This is a genomic window from Acetobacter syzygii (assembly GCF_000964225.1).
Taxonomy (GTDB): Bacteria; Pseudomonadota; Alphaproteobacteria; order Acetobacterales; family Acetobacteraceae; genus Acetobacter; species Acetobacter syzygii.
Genome location: NZ_BAMZ01000014.1, coordinates 147,718 through 164,060 on the forward strand (window position 1 = coordinate 147,718; position 16,343 = coordinate 164,060).

The following is a 16,343-nucleotide window of genomic DNA, read 5'->3' on the forward strand; positions in this document are numbered from 1 at the left end:
ACGCTCTGGCGCGTCACATACTTGTGCATCCGTATGCCCTCTTCAAAAAAAACTTGCCAGCACCGTTCCTGTTTTCGCTCGAAAAGCCTACATGAAGGTTAGAAAAGAACAGGTATGGATGGAATGTTCACGGATACCCGGCATGACGAAAACGTGAAGAACGCAATGCAGAAAGGACTCCGCATTGTGGGCGATGTGCATGGCGATCTGGAAGCCTTCCGCCATGCCGTGGCCACTGAGCGTTTTATTATTCAATTGGGTGATCTGGTGGATTACGGACCAGACAGCGCCGGTGTTCTACGCCTGATGCTCAAGGTCCAGCGGGAGGGACGCGGCCTGTTCCTGATTGGTAACCACGACCGCAAACTGGGCCGTGCCCTTATGGGCAAAAAACTTCGTTCATCCCCTCATCTGGACGACACGCTGGCCCAGCTCCTTGCCCCCGACAATTTGGATGTTCTGCAAGATGTGCTGCCAGCACTGGAACAGGCACCAGCATGGCTGGTTATGGGGCGAACGGTTTTTGTGCATGGCGCATTTGACCCGCACATGCTGAACGAACCACCCCCGCCTCCGCTGGGTCGGGTCACCTATCTGCTGTCTCGCGCATTGTTTGGCGAGACCACGAGCCGGATGCAGGCGGATGGTTTTCCCGAACGTACACTCAACTGGGTCAACCACATTCCAAATGGCTATACCGTTTATTGCGGCCATGACCAGCGCTCCACCAATGGCTGCCCGCTTACCATTGAGGGCAGATCGGGTGGGCGCGCCATATTTGTGGATACGGGTGCAGGCAAAGGCGGACATCTGGCGTGGGTGGACCTGCCTTTTCCTTTGGTGGATGAAAAACCTTTTGTCTGTTAACGTTTAAGCGTTACGCGTTTATAACGCTTTCATAATGCTTTTTCCACGCAGCCAGAGACTTTGATCATCGTGACAAACCAGCCATGCCCCCCGGAAGCCCTGCAGGACCTCCGCCGCAGCATCGATAATATTGACGCAGCTCTTGTTGCCATGCTGGCAGAACGCTTCCGTTGCACCAAGGCGGTCGGGGCACTCAAAGCCCTCCACCAACTGCCCCCAGCAGACCCTGCGCGAGAAACCCAGCAGATTGCGCGCCTGCGCCGTCTGGCGGAAGATGCTCATCTGGACCCGGATTTTGCCGAAAAATTCCTCAACTTCATCATCCATGAAGTCATCCGGCACCACGAAGCCATTGCACGTGAGTCCGCCCCACCAGCCGCGACGCCATAACCGCACTTTGCGCTGATGACAGAGTCTCCAACACCACGCCGCCTGATTCTGCTCCGCCATGCGGAAGCGGTCTCCCCTGATATGGGCTGCTTTTCCCAAGAAGCGGATATGGCACGCCGCCTGACACCGGATGGAGAGAAAGCTGCCGTACGGTGCGGTTTTTGGCTACAAAGCCATGCCCTGACCCCAGACATTGTTTTGTGCAGCCCGGCCCAGCGAACCCGACAGACCCTTGCAGGCTTACAAAGCGGGCTTAGCCCTGCCACCATACCCACTGTGCAGCTATGCCCTGAAATATATGAGGCAGAACCCAGTGCCCTTGCAGCAGCGGTCCGGCAGGTGCCCCAGCAGGCCCGCACTGTCCTGCTGGTTGGGCATAACCCGGGTATTTCCGACTTTGCCCGGTGGCTGGATAGCCACAACCATCAACTGGACATGGGATTCGCTCCTGCCTCTGTGGCGGTCTTTACCATGATCGGAAGCGACCTTGTTCCCGATCAGACCTCTTGGGCAAATTGCGATAACATGAGCCTCAATTTGCACACATTCACGCGACCCTGAGAGAAAAAACCGCAGTTTTCTGCCGCTTCATACGTATGATAACGCGCGGTTTATCGGGATGAACCTTTTTGTTTGCTCTCGAATGGGAGACAACACTCAAACAGCAGGCCGCAGCCGCGACCGTGACCCCACTATGCTAAAGGAAACACCATGAGCGTGTCGCAGAACGAGGGTAAGCAGTCCACCGCCACCATTTCCGTCGGTGGCAAGACCGCCGAAATGCCCGTACTTTCTGGCAAACTTGGACCGGATGTTATTGATATCCGCAAACTGCCAGCTGAACTCGGTGTATTCACCTTTGACCCCGGTTACGGCGAAACGGCCTCCTGCAACAGCAAAATTACTTTTATTGATGGTGATAAAGGCATTCTGCTGCACCGTGGTTACCCTATTGCCCAGCTGGCGGAAAACGCTTCTTACGAAGAGGTGATCTACCTTCTGCTCAATGGCGAACTGCCAAACAAAGCGCAGTACGACACATTTTCTTCCACCCTGACCAACCACACCCTGCTACACGAGCAGATCCGCAACTTTTTCAATGGCTTCAGGCGCGATGCCCACCCAATGGCCATTCTGTGTGGCACGGTTGGCGCTCTTTCCGCTTTTTATCCAGACGCAAGCGACATTGCCATTCCCGAAAACCGGGAACTTGCGGCCATGCGTCTGATTGCAAAAATTCCGACCATTGCTGCATGGGCATACAAATACACGCAGGGCGACGCCTTTATTTACCCGCGCAATGACCTGAATTACGCGGAAAACTTTTTGTCCATGATGTTCGCACGCATGTCCGAACCTTATAAGGTCAACCCCGTTCTGGCCCGCGCCATGAACCGGATTCTGATCCTCCACGCCGATCATGAACAGAACGCGTCAACCTCCACTGTCCGTCTGGCAGGTTCTACCGGGGCTAATCCTTTTGCCTGTATTGCTGCTGGCATTGCCGCCCTGTGGGGGCCAGCACATGGCGGGGCAAACGAAGCCGTGCTGAAAATGCTGGCGCACATTGGCAAAAAAGAAAATATTCCGGGCTTTATTGCTCAGGTCAAAGACAAGAACAGCGGCGTCAAGCTCATGGGTTTTGGCCACCGCGTTTACAAAAACTTTGACCCACGCGCCAAAATTATGCAGCAGACCTGCCACGAAGTTCTGAACGAACTGGGGATTAAAGACGATCCACTGCTTGATCTGGCAGTAGAACTGGAAAACATTGCCCTGAGCGATGACTATTTTGTGCAGCGCAAGCTCTACCCGAACGTGGATTTCTACTCCGGCATTATTCTCAAGGCCATGGGTATTCCAACCAGCATGTTTACCGTGCTGTTTGCCGTTGCCCGGACGACCGGCTGGGTCAGCCAGTGGAAAGAAATGATTGAAGAGCCCGGCCAGCGCATTAGCCGTCCGCGCCAGCTTTACCTTGGCGCAACAGAGCGGGATTTTGTTCCTTTTAACAAACGTTAAAAGGCTTACTCTCCTCCGGGTTGCCAAAAGCTGGTCCGTCGCAAAACGGGCCAGCTTTTTTTATAATTTTCAGAACCAAATGCCTTAGGCATCGTTACTTACATAAAAAAAAGCGGATGCTCATTTTTATGAGCATCCGCCACATTCCACCACACCAGTTTGTAAATGCTTAATTCAGGCGCAGTTGCAACCAGGAGTCGGGCCATCAGCCTTGCGTACCATATGATGATCGATCCATTCCGAGACCAGCATACGTGCTTCGCTCAAGGATGCCTCGGGATGATGAATACGGTACAGGGTGGTGCAGGCATTAAACGCTGTAACGTCTGCCGTCCCCACGTCACGCAGTTCCGTGTACGCCGTGATGACGGCCCGCTCGCAATTCCGTGCGATCCGACTTGCTTCTATAGCCACGACATTCATCCCTAAATGATAACCAATCTCAATTGGCAGCATTTAACGCCACATCTGGCACCAACGCAAGGTTTAAATTGCGTTTTACTTTACACAGATTATCACAATGATCTTACGCCGCCTGCTTTCCGGCGCAAGCCAGCAATCTGCCTGTTTTCATCCCAAAGTGGAGGGCAAATAGCGCGAACAAACAGAACAGGCATGGATTTTAGGCGCAGCTAGCGGTATGCCAATCCAGCTTCAACCACCATAATTGCAAGGAATCTGCCATGATGTCGCCAGCAGGCATTACCTCTCCCTCTGGAGAGTCCAGCGAATGGGATCGCGATGCCGCCCTGACCACCGCACGCCTGCTGCTTGAAATCAAAGCAGTCAATTTCCGCCCCGAAGAACCCTACACCCTCACATCGGGTTGGAAGTCACCCGTTTACATCGATTGCCGCCGGATTATCTTCTTCCCTCGCGCCCGGGCAAAAATTGTTGAACTGGGTGTGGAAAAAATCGGTCGTCACGTTGGCTACGAAAGTCTGGAAGCCATTGTGGGGGGAGAAACCGCAGGCATTCCATTTGCCGCATGGATGGCTGACCGTATGCTGCTGCCCATGGCCTATGTTCGCAAAAAACCGAAAGGTTTTGGCCGCAACGCCCAAATCGAAGGTGATGTGCCAGAAAACATGCGGACTCTTCTGGTAGAAGACCTGACCACCGATGGTGCTTCCAAGGTGCAGTTTGCCAATGCCCTGCGTAACGCCGGTGCCATTGTGAACCATGCCTTTGTGGTATTCTACTACGGTGTATTCCCCGGCGCACAGCAGACACTCACGGACATGAACGTCGCCCTGCATTCCCTGTGCACATGGTGGGACGTGCTGGAAGCCTGCTCCACCCGCCCCTACTTCTCCGAAGAAGCGGCATCCGAAGTCCGTCGCTTTCTGGAAGATCCCTGTGGCTGGTCCGCACGCCGCGGTGGTGTAGGCAGCCTGGAAGAAGCGGCTGAATTTAAGGCACGCAAGGACAAATAACACCGTGCACACGCCTGGCCCCGTACTATCTGCTCCCTACCGTGTTCTTGCATTTGACTCGGGCATTGGTGGGCTTGGCATTGTACGGGCCATGCGTGCGCTCTCCCCCCATATCCGGGTTGACTATCTGGCTGACACCGCCGTCTTTCCTTACGGTGAGCAAGAAGATGCGATGTTAATTGAACGCATCATCTCCCTTGTGTCTCAGGCCATAACACGCCTACGCCCGCAAGCGGTGGTTATTGCGTGCAATACGGCCAGCACGCTTGCACTGGATGCCCTGCGGCTGGCGTGCCCCACCATTCCATTTATTGGCTGTGTGCCCCCTATCCGATGGGCAGCACGGCAGACCAAAACCGGGGTTATTGGCCTCCTTGCCACCAGCGCGACCGTCCGCCGCCCTTACCTTACGCAATTACAAACGCTCTATGCACCAGACTGCACCCTGATTGCCCATGCAGCCCCACGCCTTGCAAGTTATGCGGAGCAGGTTTTTAGGGGCTACCTCGTCCCTGATCAGGCCATTTATGCGGATATTGAAGGGCTTTTTAAGCACCCCGATTCTGCACGGCTGGATGCCATTGGCATTGGCTGCACACATTATACTTTTGTGCTGGATATTCTCCGCAACCTAACGCCATCCACCATAACATGGCTGGACCCGGCCGAAGCTGTTGCCCGCCAATGTGGCACGGTCCTGCAAACTCTTCCCCCCTGCACGGCAAATGCGGGTGGGCCTGAGCAGGCATGGTTTACAGCCTGCCCGGCAGATGCCGCAGCACTAGCCGCACATCTGCCTGCCTATGGCTTTCAGGGCATCAGTCTGTGGGAAGAGCAGGCAGTACCGCAACGGGCCTGCCCAGCCTAAAAAACATTACAGCATTACCCCTGACAGGGATCGGGAATTCTCCCGACCAACCTTGCCAGAGGCACGCTGCAACACGCGCCTAGCTGGCGCGGCTTGCGGAGTAGCTGGCTGTTTCCAGCAACAGGGCCTTCAGATCACTTTCAGGGAAGTCACGCAGGGCTTCACGCGCCAGAGCCGCGTAATCCTCGGCTTTGAGCAGAGTGATCCCAATCGCATCTGTCTGGGCAATACGGGCCAAGGCTGCATCCAGATCTTCTGGCTGCTGGTCGCATTCCTCAATCACCCGCCGCCAGAATACACGGTCCTCCTCGCTCCCGGCCTCGTAAGCAGCCAGAACGGGCAAGGTAACCTTGCCTTCCTTAAAGTCGTCGCCAACTTCCTTACCCAGTATGGCCTGATCGGCAGAATAATCCAGTGCATCATCCACAAGCTGGAATGCCATGCCCAGATTGGCACCATACACCCGCAGAGCTTCGCGCTCCCTGGGAGTGACGTCGCCAATAACCGCGCCGGATTCGCAGGCCGCAGCAAACAGCGCCGCAGTTTTGCCATAGATAACCTGAAGATACTGTTCCACAGAGGTGGAAAGGTCATTCTGCGTGGTCATTTGCATGACCTCGCCTTCCGCCAGTGTGGCAGACGCAGCGGAGAGAATCGCCATGACATCCAGCGACGCATCAGCCGTTAATATCTGGAATGAGCGGGCAAACAGAAAGTCCCCGACCAGAACGGAGGCCTTGTTGCCAAAAATGGCATTGGCACTGGCCAGACCGCGGCGGAGCTGGCTGTCGTCCACAACATCATCATGCAACAGGGTTGCTGTATGAATGAACTCAACGCAGGCGGCAATTTCCACATGCCGCATACGCCCGTCCTGATTGTTGTAACCACACAACCGTGCGGAAGCGAGAGTCAGCAGTGGCCGCAGCCTCTTGCCGCCAGCGGCAACAAGATGCGCAGCTAACTGCGGAATAAGCGCTACGGAACTTTGCATGCGGTCCACAATGACCTGATTACATGCCTGCATATCCGCAGCGAGATAATCAGCCAGCGCCTTAAGGCCGGCTTCCCCTGGTTTACTCACAGAAACTCCAGATCCATCCTGGCTCGCGGCACTGTCTTTTTCCGACAGACTGACTGCAACACCCAAATGCTATTCCCCCAGCCATGGGATGAGTTGACGTTCTCTTATATGCGAGGCACCTGAAAAACGGTCAAGCACCAACAAATTCAAGCCAGCCAGATACAGCGATGCACGCAGCACCATCAAGCCACCTTCCAGCCACCTCGCACGGGACTCTCCTGCGTGGACGTATAGCTTACAGCCAGTTCCAGCAAGGCTACCGTACAGGGCTTGAGCCTATTCTTATGGCCGCAGCCGTTCCCGCACGCCACGGACAGCATGTTCTGGAGGTTGGCTGTGGAGCTGGCGCAGGGCTGTTATGCCTGATGCACCGGGTACCCGATCTGTTTGGAACCGGAATAGAGAAAGACTCCGCAACAGCCGAACTGGCCCAGTGTAATCTGCTTTCCAACAAAAAAGACCAAGCCACTGTGCTTGCGGCATCTTTTCCCGAAGGTGTGCCCGAGGCCATGCGCTTTGACCACTGCATGACCAACCCTCCGTGGCACGCCACCACAGGTACGGCCTCCCCCGAACCACGCCGCGACCTTGCACGCAGGATGGGTATGCACACCCTGCCTTTATGGATCAAAGGGGCAGCCAACATTCTGCGCCACAAAGGCAGCCTCACACTTGCACTCCCCACCGCCCTGACGGACCGGGCCATAGCGGAGCTGGTTACCAATGGTTTTGGAGGGATTACCCTTTACCCCTTTTGGCCCAAGGTAAACCGTGAGGCACGCATTCTGCTGGTACAGGCACGCCTTGGCGTAAAAAGCCCTGCACGCGTACTGTCCGGGCTTGTTCTGCACGAGGCTGACGGTGCTTTTACGCCACAGGCACGGGATGTGCTGGAAAACGGAACAGCATTACCCGGCCTGTAAAAACACCGCGCTCACTCAGTTCATTATTACGCGAAAACAGAGCTTTCAAAAGCTTCTTCCCATGTTCCCATGGTGGAAGCCCGGCTGTATTCGGTCGAACGGTTTTCAAAGAAGTTGGCATGTTCAACAGCGTTAAGCATATCGTCCAGCCAGGGCAACGGATTGGTGGTCGTATTGTAAACCGGGTCCAGCCCAAGCTGGGTCAGGCGGCGGTCTGCAATAAAGTGGATGTAGGTTTTAACCTGAGCCGCATCCAGACCTTCCACCGGCCCCATTTCAAACGCGAGATCAATAAAGGCTTCCTCGTGTTCAACAATGGTTTTGCAGATATCGGTCAGTTCATTCCGCAGTTTTTCGGTCCAGATATGCGGGTTTTCCTGAATGAACACGCGGAACAGACGAATGATGGACAGGCAGTGCAAGGTCTCGTCCCGCACAGACCAGGACACAATCTGCCCCATACCCTTAAGCTTGTTAAAGCGCGGGAAGTTCAACAGAATGGCAAAGGACGCAAAAAGCTGTAGCCCTTCGGTAAAGGCCCCAAAGGCTGCCAGAGTTTTGGCGATTTCATGCTTACTGTCCACGGTAAAGGACTGCATGTAATCGTATTTATCCTTCATTTCCTTGTACTTAAGGAATGCAGAATATTCTTCCTCGGGCATACCCAGCGTATCCAGCAGATAGCTGTAGGCCGCAATATGAATGGTCTCGATGTTGGAAAAGGCCGAGAGCATCATCAACACTTCAGTCGGCTTAAATACCCGGCTGTAGTGCTTCATGTAGCAGTTGTTGACCTCCACATCCGACTGGGTGAAGAAGCGGAAAATCTGGGTTACAAGGTGGCGTTCGCCCTCATTGAGCACCCGGTGCCAGTCTTTAACATCATCCGCCAGAGGCACTTCTTCGGGCAGCCAGTGTACGCGCTGCTGCGTTAGCCACGCATCATACGCCCATGGGTACCGAAACGGCTTGTACACCGGGTTGGCTGTAAGCAGGTCAAACCGTTGTTCCTGCGGCTCCTGTCCGGTCTTATGCTCGCTCATTGTGCCTCCCTCGGGCGGCACCACCGGGGGAAACCGCCACGCCATTACATCTGGAAAAAAGAATTGATGGCTGACCTGCCGTTACTGGCAGGCCAGGCACTCATCATAATTGTTTGTATTACCACCGGCGGCATGGTCCGCTGCGGCCTGCTCGGCAACTCCAGCCCCAAGCACTTCGGACTTACTCAGCACGTTGCTCACCGTATCCGCCCGCTGGATGGACAGGCTGCGGCAGTAATAAAGAGACTTCAGTCCCTTCTTCCATGCCTGGAAGTGGATCTGGTGCAGGTCGCGCTTATGCACATCTGCTGGCAGGAACAGATTAACCGACTGCGCCTGACAGATATAGGGCTGGCGGTCAGCAGCGTGTTCGACAATCCAGCGCTGATCCAGCTCAAACGCGGTTTTAAACACGTCTTTTTCCTGCTGGGTCAAAAAGTCCAGATGCTGGACGCTCCCTTTACTGGTGGTAATGGAAGACCATACCTCTGGTGTGTCCTGCCCTTTTTCCACCAGCAGCTTCAACAGGTGGCGGTTACGCACCGTAAAGGAACCAGACAGGGTTTTCTGCAAGAACACATTGGCTGCAATCGGCTCAATACCGGGGCTGGCGTTCCCTGCAATAATGGAAATGGACGCCGTGGGCGCAATAGCCATTTTGTTGGAAAACCGCTCCTGTATGCCATATTCCTCGGCATCCGGGCAGGGGCCACGCAGCTCTGCCAGATGGCGGGAGGCGGCATCAGCCTGCTCGCGAATATGTTTGAAAATTTTGCGATTCCAGACTTTGGCAATCACGCTTTCAAACGGCACGTTCTTGGCTTGCAGGAACGAGTGGAAGCCCATAACCCCCAATCCCACGGAACGTTCGCGCATGGCGGCGTATTTGGCCCGCTCCATATCCTCTGGAGCACGGTCAATAAAGTCCTGCAGCACGTTATCGAGGAAAAGCATAACATCCTCAATAAACTGAGGATTATCAGACCATTCGTCCCATGTTTCCAGATTAAGGGAGGACAGGCAGCAAACGGCTGTCCGCGCCTTGCCGTGGTGGTCTATGCCGGTTGGCAGGGTAATTTCCGAACACAGGTTGGAGGTTTTGACTTCCAACCCGGCCAGCTTGTGATGTTCGGGGCGGGCGTTGTTCACATGGTCGGAATAGACAATGTAAGGCTCGCCCTGCTCCATACGGGCTGTGAGAATACGGATCCACAACCCACGAGCAGAAATTTTGCGGATAACCGAGCTATCCTTGGGAGAAAGCAGTGCCCATTCATCATCCGCTTCTACCGCACGCATGAACGCATCGGACACCAGAATACCGTGGTGGAGGTTCAGCGCCTTACGGTTGGGGTCTCCCCCCGTTGGGCGGCGGATTTCTATGAACTCTTCAATTTCAGGGTGCCAGACAGGCAGGTAAACCGCAGCAGACCCCCGGCGCAATGACCCTTGGGAAATTGCGAGTGTCAGGCTGTCCATCACGCGGATGAACGGAATAACACCGGATGTTTTACCGTTGCGGCCTACATTCTCGCCAATGGAGCGCAGGTTGCCCCAGTAGGAACCAATGCCCCCGCCTTTGCTGGCCAGCCACACATTCTCGTTCCACAGATCGACAATGCCTTTAAGGCTATCGCTGGCTTCATTCAGAAAGCATGAAATAGGCAGCCCACGGGTAGTGCCACCGTTGGACAGCACCGGCGTTGCGGGCATGAACCAATGGCGGCTGATATAATCGTAAATCCGCTGCGCATGGGCGGCATCTGCTCCATAATAGGAGGCCACACGCCCGAACAGGTCCTGATAACTTTCATCTGGCAGCAGGTAGCGGTTATCCAGAGTAGCCTTGCCAAAGGGGGTCAGCAGAGCATCGCGCGAGCGGTCCACACGGACCTGATGGTGCCCCGGAAGCTGCACCATATCCTGCATCTGCTCAGCACCGAACAGATCAGGCTCCTCCACCGAGCCTGATGCTCCTGAATGGGAACGACGAACGTCATTCTCATGCACGTCAATCAGACTCATGGTTTTAACTCTCCGGTTTTTGCAAACGATTATGGGAATAAGCCCATGTGAGGGCACACCACATATCGGGTTAACGCCACTCTTTGTCCCCCATATCTAGATATGGGGGGCATATCCAGCGAAAATTTTGCATCCAGCAGGCAATTAAAACTTGCCTTCAAAAAAATGGCTGTTCTCTCCTGCTTCCTTGCTGGTTAAATTTTTTAGCTCCCTCCGATCAGTCCGGACTGCTCCATCAGGCGGCGCGATGTGGTGATTCCCTCCGCCACAGCCAGTGCTGCCGCCAGTGCGCGCCGCCCGGCCACGGCATCCACCACTACGGGGGCACCATGCACGCAGGAAGCCACAAAAGCCTGATGCTCCGCAAACAGCGAATCATGCTCTTTCCAGCTTATGCTCTCGCGCCGGAAGCCGCCGGTTCCTGGGAGTGGCAGACCACGCTCACGCCCGATCATACTAAGCTCCCGCTTAACAAAATCTGCCGACAGATAGCCCTCTTCGGAGAAAAGGCGCATCCGCCGCTCGGTTTTGAGCGATATGCGGCTCGCTGTAATGCTGGCGACACACCCGTTCTCAAACCGTACGCGGGCATTGGCAATATCTTCATGCGCGGAACTGACCGCAGCACCAAGCGCATCCACCTGCGCTATCGGGCTATCCACAATGGCCAGAACCAGATCCAGATCATGGATCATAAGATCCAGAATGACTGACACATCCGTACCACGCGGCTTGTACGGCGCTATGCGCGTGGCCTCTATATAAAGCGGTCGGGTAATCCGCTGGGTAATGGCATCATGCTCGGCGGAATAGCGCAACAAATGCCCGACCTGGCACACCAGACCACTTTGCTGCGCTAGAGTAACCAGCATGTCCGCCTGCTCCAGCGTTGCGGCAACTGGTTTTTCCACCAGCACATGCCGCCCGGCACGCAACGCCTGCACGGCAAGATCAAAATGGAATTCGGCAGGGGCTGCCACCACCACGGCATCGGACTGCGCCAGAAGGGTTTCCACATCCGCCACAACGGAGCACCCCGCCTCGCGCGCAACCAGTTGGGCACGCGCCATGTCGGGGTCAAACACACCGGAAAGGGTCTCGCCCGGTACGTCCCGTATTTTTAACGCATGGTAACGCCCAAAATGCCCAGCCCCGATAACCCCTACACGCAGCGTTGTGCTCATCTGTTCCTGCCCTTGCCTGTCTGGCCAGTTTTTATTCCCCTCCAGCCGTAGCAGGCCCGCCCGCGAATGCAAACACGCCCTCCACCCACCCCTCAGGCATCTGCCATGCTGCCCCTCTTTGCCGTGATGTGATGCGCATGAGCCACGCAAAAAGAACGAAAACGCAAAGCATTCCACCCATAAGCACGCGAACGGGTTGCATCTATTGGGGTTGAACGGCATGTTCCGGGCAGCAAAACTGCAAGCGATCAGGTGAGAATGTATTACAGCCGCCTCAAACTGGCCTCGGTACTGGGCGTATGCCTGTTAGGCCTGCTGCTGTGCCTGCCCAACGGCATGCGCAAGCCGCTCCCTTCCATACCATGGCGACAGATCCATCTGGGACTGGATCTGCGGGGCGGTTCCTACCTGCTCATGCAGGTTGATCTGCAAAGCCTGACACACGACAGGTTGCAAACCCTCTCGGAAAACACGCGGGATGCGCTGCTTAACGCGCATCTTGGCTACCAGAACATTACGGTCGATGCCCAGAAGGGCGTGATCAGCTTTATGCCCCGCTCCGCCTCTGAAGCCGATGCAGACGTAGCCGCACTGAACGCGCTGCCTCGCGCAGTGCCCAATGAATTCAGTGTTAGCAGGCGCGAAGATGGCAGCATTGCCCTTGTGCTGGCTCCCGAATCCATCCGCACCCGTGCGCGTGAAGCGGTAACCCAGTCCATTGAGATCGTGCGCCGCCGTATTGACGGCACAGGAGCCGTGGACCCCGAAATTACCCGGCAGGGCGATGACCGCATTGTGGTGGAACTACCCGGCATAAGCGACCCGGACCGGATTAAGGCCCTTTTGGGCACCACCGCCAAAATGAGCTTCCATCTGGTGGATGCCAACCCGCTGCACGCAACCTATCCGCCGCAGGGTGTTAGCCTCCTCCAGATGGCCAACCCGGCAGAGGGCGGCCCCCTGCCCGTGTTTGACCATGTGGATGTGGACGGCTCTGACCTGACCAACGCAGGCGCTGTTATTGACCAGCAGAGCGGTAAATGGGCTGTCAGCTTTTCCTTCGATTCGACTGGCACCCATGCCTTTGCAGCTGTAACGCAGGCCAACGTGGGCAAGCGATTCGCCATTGTGCTGGATAACAAGATTATCGAAGCGCCTGTGATTATGAGCCCCATTACAGGTGGTAATGGCCAGATTACCGGCGGCTTTGATGCCCAGAAAGCGACTGATCTGGCCCTTATGCTCCGTGCAGGCGCATTACCCGCCCCCCTGAGTGTTATTGAACAACGCTCCATTGGGCCTTCGCTGGGGGCAGATTCCATTCGCGCAGGGATCATCAGTCTGGCCGTCGGCTTTATTATGGTCGTCGCCTTTATGGTTCTGTTTTATGGCCGTTTTGGCTGGTATGCGGACTTTGCCCTGCTGGCCAATTTGGTGCTGATGGTGGCCATTCTCTCGCTCTTTGAAGCCACACTGACCTTGCCGGGTATGGCGGGCATGTTGCTTACACTGGGCATGGCAGTGGACGCCAACATCCTGATTAACGAACGCATCCGTGAAGAGATTGCCCGTGGGCGCACCCCGCTGGCAGCCATGCAGACAGGTTTTGAAAAAGCCACCTCCACCATTATCGACAGTAACGCCACGGCCCTGCTGGCCCACGTTATGCTGTTTGTTTTTGGCACAGGTCCGGTCCGTGGGTTTGCGCTCACCATTACCATTGGCATTGTGACCACACTGTTCACCACCCTGCTGCTCTCCCGCATGCTCATGGCCCGCTGGTATGCGCGTACGCGCCCAACCAGCCTGCCGGTTTGAAGAAACGAGGCGCTACTTATGTTCGGACGTCCTCTTCTGCGTTTTGTCCGCAAGGATACGCACATCAACTTCATGAGCGGGCGCTTCATGGGGTTGATTGTCTCCGCTGTGCTTTCGCTCGCATCCATTATTCTGTTCTTCCACCCCGGGCTTACTCTGGGGCTGGACTTCAAGGGCGGGATTGTTGTGGAAGCCCAGACCACAGGCCCGGCGGACTTTGCCAAACTCCGCGCAGCACTCGCCCAGCATGGCGTGCAACATGCCTCCTTCCAATCCTTTGGCGGGGCCAATGATGTTCTGATCCGGCTGGACACAGACTCGGAACATGACACGCAGGCCGTGGTGGACAACGTGCGCCACACAGTGGCCGAAGCCCTGCCCGGCACCACCATTTTGCGGGCAGACGCCGTGGGGGCTTCCGTCTCCTCCGAGCTGTTCCGCAACGGGATGCTGGCCCTTGGGCTGAGCCTTGCCATGATTCTGGGTTACATCTGGTTCCGGTTCGAATGGGAGTTCGCCTTAAGTGCGGTCATCACGCTTGTGCTTGATCTGACCAAAACCGTGGGCTTTCTGGTTCTGACCGGCTTTGAGTTTGATCTGGTCATGGTTGCTGCCATTCTGACCATTCTGGGCTACTCCACCAACGACAAGGTGGTGGTTTATGACCGGGTGCGCGAAAACCTGCGTAAGTACCGCACCATGCCGCTCATTGACCTGATTAACCTTTCGATCAACGAGACGCTCAACCGCACGCTTGGCACGTCCTCCACCGTTTTTCTGGCATCCCTGCCGCTTGCCCTGTGGGGGGGGGCCACATTATCCGGTTTTGCATGGACCATGCTGTTCGGCATTGTTGTGGGTACCTCCTCCTCCATCTTTATTGCAGCCCCTCTCCTACTCTTCATGGGGGAAGGCCGGTTGAAGCGCGGTGCCAAAAACACCAAGACATCCGCCTCCTGAACAGGGGGGGAAGCTCTGGTTTCAACCACAACGGAGCAGTCTGGCTGCTCCGTTTTTTTATGCCTTAACGCGGAATAAAGGGAACAGGCTGACCGCCGGGGGCCACCACAACACTCATCGTGTTGGATATGGGATGATCAATCACAAACAAAAAGTCTTCCACCTTCTGCCCTGCAAACCGGAAGGTTTCCGCCCCCGGATGATCCCGGAAAACCAGAATGGCACTCAATGCGCTACGATCAGCAGTTAAAATCTGCACAATCTGCGGCAGGGTCATGCCGCCATTCATAAGCTGCCCACGCGCCATACCATTGGCAATGGCATAGCTATACAGCAGGGTGCTGGGGGTTTGTTCGACTTTGAGCTGGTAAGGTACGCTCTGACAGCCCGCCATGCTAACGGTGGCAAGGACTGCCGCAACAGCGGGGGCTTTATAAAAAAAGCGGAGTATGGGACGCTTCATTTTCAAGAACCTATCCCATATTCCGCCAGCCGAAAACACAGCCTGCCCCATTGAAGCAAAATCTGTGGCTCTGTTTTACCCTTGTGTAGGGGTCTGTTCCTTGTTGCGTGCTGCCAGTTCATCACGGATTTCTGTCAGCAGAACTTCTGTTGTGGTCGGAGCCGGAGGTGCGGCAGGCTTGGCTTCTTCGCGCACATGCAGGCGGGTCAAGGCTTTGACCATCCAGAAAATAGCCATGGCAACAATCAGGAACTGAATAACCGCGTTCACGAACAAGCCGAGGTTAAGGGTGACAGCACCAGCTTTTTGTGCGGCTTCCAGCGTTGCCTCATGCGGGCCTTTAAGCGTGACAAACAGGTTGGAAAAATCAATTCCGCCCACAAGCAGACCAATAACCGGGTTGAACACATCTTTGACCAGACTGTTAACAATACCCGTAAACGCGGCACCAATGACCACACCAACGGCCAGATCGACCACGTTGCCACGCATAATAAAGGCCCGGAACTCGCCAACCCAGCTGGGTGCGCGAACATGCGCCTTAAGATCGGTTTTAAGATCAGCCATGAACACTTATCCTGTTTAAGAGGGAAATATGCAAAGATACTGTTCTGTATCTGGCTGACTGGCTGTTTCTCAAGCCTTATTGTTGAGATGTTTAAAAATCTTTTCCGTGCAGGGCCGTATTAAGCCTTTGTTCGCTCAAAATATCTCACACATCTCTTTCAGGCTGAGCGTCAAAATTGCACATCATGCAGGTAGGCAGAACGGAATCAACGGTTGATCCTGCCCGCACATACCGTTATATGCACGGCAATTCGGCCCGGTCGGTATCGGGCCTTTGTTTGCTGAAAAGAAAGACCTGCCCCATGAAGCCCGGCATTCACCCCGAATACCACGAAATCACCGTCATCATGACCGACGGCACGGAATACACCACCCGCTCCTGCTACGGCAAAGCTGGCGACACCATCCGTCTGGACATTGACACCAAGTCCCATCCAGCGTGGACCGGCGTTCAGCGTATTATGGATACCGGGGGCCAGGTTGCAAAGTTCAACAAGCGCTTTGCTGGTATTGGCGCCCGCACGAAGGGCTGATTTTTTCAGTCTCCGTGTATGCTTCAGGCCCCGCCCTCTTGAAAAAGGAGGCGGGGCTTTCCACGTTTGGAACAGGGTTGACGCTCCAGCAGGAGGCAACCGGACAGACTGCCACAGCGGCTGCCTTATGGGGCTGGCTGGATAGGCAGGACCTTGCTGA

17 protein-coding genes are annotated in these 16,343 nt (G+C 55.4%); 10 read left to right on the plus strand and 7 right to left on the minus strand.

The annotated features are described in order from the left end of the window. The first annotated feature begins 123 nt into the window (after positions 1 to 123). The 4 genes from Absy_RS06680 to gltA all read left to right on the plus strand — a co-directional run bounded on the left by Absy_RS06680 (position 124) and on the right by gltA (position 3,279). Complete coding sequence (locus Absy_RS06680) at positions 124 to 867, plus strand: metallophosphoesterase (RefSeq protein WP_048854011.1); 744 nt, start codon at positions 124 to 126, stop codon at positions 865 to 867. 69 nt (positions 868 to 936) lie between these two features. Continuing rightward, positions 937 to 1,257, plus strand: coding sequence for a chorismate mutase (locus tag Absy_RS06685; RefSeq protein WP_173957239.1), 321 nt, complete (start codon positions 937 to 939; stop codon positions 1,255 to 1,257). Positions 1,258 to 1,272: 15 nt separating this feature from the next. Beyond that, positions 1,273 to 1,818: a SixA phosphatase family protein gene (locus tag Absy_RS06690; RefSeq protein WP_048853958.1), complete on the plus strand. Its 546-nt coding sequence runs from the start codon at positions 1,273 to 1,275 to the stop codon at positions 1,816 to 1,818. 150 nt (positions 1,819 to 1,968) lie between these two features. After that, positions 1,969 to 3,279: a citrate synthase gene (gene gltA / locus Absy_RS06695; protein ID WP_048853959.1), complete on the plus strand. Its 1,311-nt coding sequence runs from the start codon at positions 1,969 to 1,971 to the stop codon at positions 3,277 to 3,279. 174 nt (positions 3,280 to 3,453) lie between these two features. Here the strand turns inward: gltA and Absy_RS06700 are convergent, their stop codons facing one another. Then, positions 3,454 to 3,693 carry a hypothetical protein gene (locus Absy_RS06700; RefSeq protein WP_084596971.1) on the minus strand — a complete coding sequence of 80 codons (240 nt, stop codon included), beginning with the start codon at positions 3,691 to 3,693 and terminating at the stop codon, positions 3,454 to 3,456. 269 nt (positions 3,694 to 3,962) lie between these two features. On the opposite strand from Absy_RS06700, the gene Absy_RS06705 reads away from it, so the two are divergent. Then, positions 3,963 to 4,715: an orotate phosphoribosyltransferase gene (locus tag Absy_RS06705; protein ID WP_048853960.1), complete on the plus strand. Its 753-nt coding sequence runs from the start codon at positions 3,963 to 3,965 to the stop codon at positions 4,713 to 4,715. 4 nt (positions 4,716 to 4,719) lie between these two features. Next, the gene (locus Absy_RS06710; protein ID WP_048853961.1) at positions 4,720 to 5,583 is read left to right on the plus strand and encodes a glutamate racemase; all 864 of its coding nucleotides are present in this window, start codon (positions 4,720 to 4,722) and stop codon (positions 5,581 to 5,583) included. Positions 5,584 to 5,662: 79 nt separating this feature from the next. Here Absy_RS06710 and Absy_RS06715 read toward each other — a convergent pair whose 3' ends face one another. Beyond that, positions 5,663 to 6,733 (minus strand): polyprenyl synthetase family protein, encoded by a 1,071-nt coding sequence (locus tag Absy_RS06715; RefSeq protein ID WP_048853962.1) that lies wholly within the window; start codon positions 6,731 to 6,733, stop codon positions 5,663 to 5,665. A gap of 101 nt (positions 6,734 to 6,834) precedes the next feature. Here Absy_RS06715 and Absy_RS06720 point away from each other — a divergent pair, with 101 nt between their 5' ends. Next, positions 6,835 to 7,590 carry a tRNA1(Val) (adenine(37)-N6)-methyltransferase gene (locus tag Absy_RS06720; protein ID WP_048853963.1) on the plus strand — a complete coding sequence of 252 codons (756 nt, stop codon included), beginning with the start codon at positions 6,835 to 6,837 and terminating at the stop codon, positions 7,588 to 7,590. Positions 7,591 to 7,616: 26 nt separating this feature from the next. Here Absy_RS06720 and Absy_RS06725 read toward each other — a convergent pair whose 3' ends face one another. From Absy_RS06725 to Absy_RS06735, 3 genes are all read right to left on the minus strand, one after another. Continuing rightward, complete coding sequence (locus tag Absy_RS06725; RefSeq protein WP_048854012.1) at positions 7,617 to 8,633, minus strand: ribonucleotide-diphosphate reductase subunit beta; 1,017 nt, start codon at positions 8,631 to 8,633, stop codon at positions 7,617 to 7,619. 81 nt (positions 8,634 to 8,714) lie between these two features. Beyond that, complete coding sequence (locus Absy_RS06730) at positions 8,715 to 10,658, minus strand: ribonucleoside-diphosphate reductase subunit alpha (protein ID WP_048853964.1); 1,944 nt, start codon at positions 10,656 to 10,658, stop codon at positions 8,715 to 8,717. Positions 10,659 to 10,861: 203 nt separating this feature from the next. Further along, entirely contained in the window at positions 10,862 to 11,842 is a 981-nt protein-coding gene (locus Absy_RS06735; RefSeq protein WP_048853965.1) for a Gfo/Idh/MocA family protein, read from the minus strand. A gap of 252 nt (positions 11,843 to 12,094) precedes the next feature. Here Absy_RS06735 and secD point away from each other — a divergent pair, with 252 nt between their 5' ends. Together secD and secF are read left to right on the plus strand one after the other, a co-directional pair. Further along, the gene (gene secD / locus Absy_RS06740; RefSeq protein ID WP_173957243.1) at positions 12,095 to 13,660 is read left to right on the plus strand and encodes a protein translocase subunit SecD; all 1,566 of its coding nucleotides are present in this window, start codon (positions 12,095 to 12,097) and stop codon (positions 13,658 to 13,660) included. A gap of 18 nt (positions 13,661 to 13,678) precedes the next feature. Continuing rightward, positions 13,679 to 14,620: a protein translocase subunit SecF gene (secF, locus tag Absy_RS06745; protein ID WP_048853967.1), complete on the plus strand. Its 942-nt coding sequence runs from the start codon at positions 13,679 to 13,681 to the stop codon at positions 14,618 to 14,620. Between the two features lie 64 nt (positions 14,621 to 14,684). Here secF and Absy_RS06750 read toward each other — a convergent pair whose 3' ends face one another. After that, complete coding sequence (locus Absy_RS06750) at positions 14,685 to 15,083, minus strand: hypothetical protein (RefSeq protein ID WP_143221437.1); 399 nt, start codon at positions 15,081 to 15,083, stop codon at positions 14,685 to 14,687. Positions 15,084 to 15,158: 75 nt separating this feature from the next. After that, on the minus strand, positions 15,159 to 15,650 hold the full coding sequence (mscL, locus tag Absy_RS06755; protein WP_048853968.1) for a large-conductance mechanosensitive channel protein MscL: 492 nt from the start codon (positions 15,648 to 15,650) through the stop codon (positions 15,159 to 15,161). Positions 15,651 to 15,952: 302 nt separating this feature from the next. Between mscL and rpmE the strand changes: the two genes are divergently transcribed. Continuing rightward, complete coding sequence (gene rpmE, locus Absy_RS06760; protein ID WP_048854014.1) at positions 15,953 to 16,183, plus strand: 50S ribosomal protein L31; 231 nt, start codon at positions 15,953 to 15,955, stop codon at positions 16,181 to 16,183. Positions 16,184 to 16,343 lie beyond the last annotated feature (160 nt).